The 2,180-nt window shown below is 52.2% G+C and carries 2 tRNA genes and 1 rRNA gene; all 3 read left to right on the forward strand.

Annotation, left to right across the window (positions count from 1 at the left end):
• Positions 1-366 precede the first annotated feature (366 nt).
• The 3 genes from G434_RS09015 to G434_RS09005 all read left to right on the forward strand — a co-directional run bounded on the left by G434_RS09015 (position 367) and on the right by G434_RS09005 (position 2,171).
• Positions 367-1,908 (forward strand): 16S ribosomal RNA (locus G434_RS09015).
• A gap of 68 nt (positions 1,909-1,976) precedes the next feature.
• Positions 1,977-2,053, forward strand: a tRNA-Ile gene (locus G434_RS09010).
• Positions 2,054-2,095: 42 nt separating this feature from the next.
• Positions 2,096-2,171: transfer RNA gene (locus tag G434_RS09005), tRNA-Ala, on the forward strand.
• The last annotated feature ends 9 nt before the right edge of the window (positions 2,172-2,180 follow it).

The following is a 2,180-nucleotide window of genomic DNA, read 5'->3' on the forward strand; positions in this document are numbered from 1 at the left end:
AAAAAATGCGCGGTCAGAAAATTATTTTAAATTTCCTCTTGTCAGGCCGGAATAACTCCCTATAATGCGCCACCACTGACACGGAACAACGGCAAACACGCCGCCGGGTCAGAGGGGTTCTCCTGAGAACTTCGGCAGAGAAAGCAAAAATAAATGCTTGACTCTGTAGCGGGAAAGCGTATTATGCACACCCCGCGCTGCTGAGAAAAAGCGAAGCGGCACTGCTCTTTAACAATTTATCAGACAATCTGTGTGGGCACTCGAAGATACGGATTCTTAACGTCGCAAGACGAAAAATGAATACCAAGTCTCAAGAGTGAACACGTAATTCATTACGAAGTTTAATTCTTTGAGCATCAAACTTTTAAATTGAAGAGTTTGATCATGGCTCAGATTGAACGCTGGCGGCAGGCCTAACACATGCAAGTCGAACGGTAACAGGAAGAAGCTTGCTTCTTTGCTGACGAGTGGCGGACGGGTGAGTAATGTCTGGGAAACTGCCTGATGGAGGGGGATAACTACTGGAAACGGTAGCTAATACCGCATAACGTCGCAAGACCAAAGAGGGGGACCTTCGGGCCTCTTGCCATCGGATGTGCCCAGATGGGATTAGCTAGTAGGTGGGGTAACGGCTCACCTAGGCGACGATCCCTAGCTGGTCTGAGAGGATGACCAGCCACACTGGAACTGAGACACGGTCCAGACTCCTACGGGAGGCAGCAGTGGGGAATATTGCACAATGGGCGCAAGCCTGATGCAGCCATGCCGCGTGTATGAAGAAGGCCTTCGGGTTGTAAAGTACTTTCAGCGGGGAGGAAGGGAGTAAAGTTAATACCTTTGCTCATTGACGTTACCCGCAGAAGAAGCACCGGCTAACTCCGTGCCAGCAGCCGCGGTAATACGGAGGGTGCAAGCGTTAATCGGAATTACTGGGCGTAAAGCGCACGCAGGCGGTTTGTTAAGTCAGATGTGAAATCCCCGGGCTCAACCTGGGAACTGCATCTGATACTGGCAAGCTTGAGTCTCGTAGAGGGGGGTAGAATTCCAGGTGTAGCGGTGAAATGCGTAGAGATCTGGAGGAATACCGGTGGCGAAGGCGGCCCCCTGGACGAAGACTGACGCTCAGGTGCGAAAGCGTGGGGAGCAAACAGGATTAGATACCCTGGTAGTCCACGCCGTAAACGATGTCGACTTGGAGGTTGTGCCCTTGAGGCGTGGCTTCCGGAGCTAACGCGTTAAGTCGACCGCCTGGGGAGTACGGCCGCAAGGTTAAAACTCAAATGAATTGACGGGGGCCCGCACAAGCGGTGGAGCATGTGGTTTAATTCGATGCAACGCGAAGAACCTTACCTGGTCTTGACATCCACGGAAGTTTTCAGAGATGAATAGGTGCCTTCGGGAACTGTGAGACAGGTGCTGCATGGCTGTCGTCAGCTCGTGTTGTGAAATGTTGGGTTAAGTCCCGCAACGAGCGCAACCCTTATCCTTTGTTGCCAGCGGTCCGGCCGGGAACTCAAAGGAGACTGCCAGTGATAAACTGGAGGAAGGTGGGGATGACGTCAAGTCATCATGGCCCTTACGACCAGGGCTACACACGTGCTACAATGGCGCATACAAAGAGAAGCGACCTCGCGAGAGCAAGCGGACCTCATAAAGTGCGTCGTAGTCCGGATTGGAGTCTGCAACTCGACTCCATGAAGTCGGAATCGCTAGTAATCGTGGATCAGAATGCCACGGTGAATACGTTCCCGGGCCTTGTACACACCGCCCGTCACACCATGGGAGTGGGTTGCAAAAGAAGTAGGTAGCTTAACCTTCGGGAGGGCGCTTACCACTTTGTGATTCATGACTGGGGTGAAGTCGTAACAAGGTAACCGTAGGGGAACCTGCGGTTGGATCACCTCCTTACCTTAAAGAAGCGTACTTTGCAGTGCTCACACAGATTGTCTGATGAAAATGAGCAGTAAAACCTCTACAGGCTTGTAGCTCAGGTGGTTAGAGCGCACCCCTGATAAGGGTGAGGTCGGTGGTTCAAGTCCACTCAGGCCTACCAAATTTGCACGGCAAATTTGAAGAGGTTTTAACTACATGTTATGGGGCTATAGCTCAGCTGGGAGAGCGCCTGCTTTGCACGCAGGAGGTCTGCGGTTCGATCCCGCATAGCTCCACCATCTCTGTAG

Origin of the sequence: Escherichia sp. KTE172 (genome assembly GCF_000408845.1) — a bacterium.
Lineage (GTDB): Bacteria > Pseudomonadota > Gammaproteobacteria > Enterobacterales > Enterobacteriaceae > Escherichia > Escherichia coli.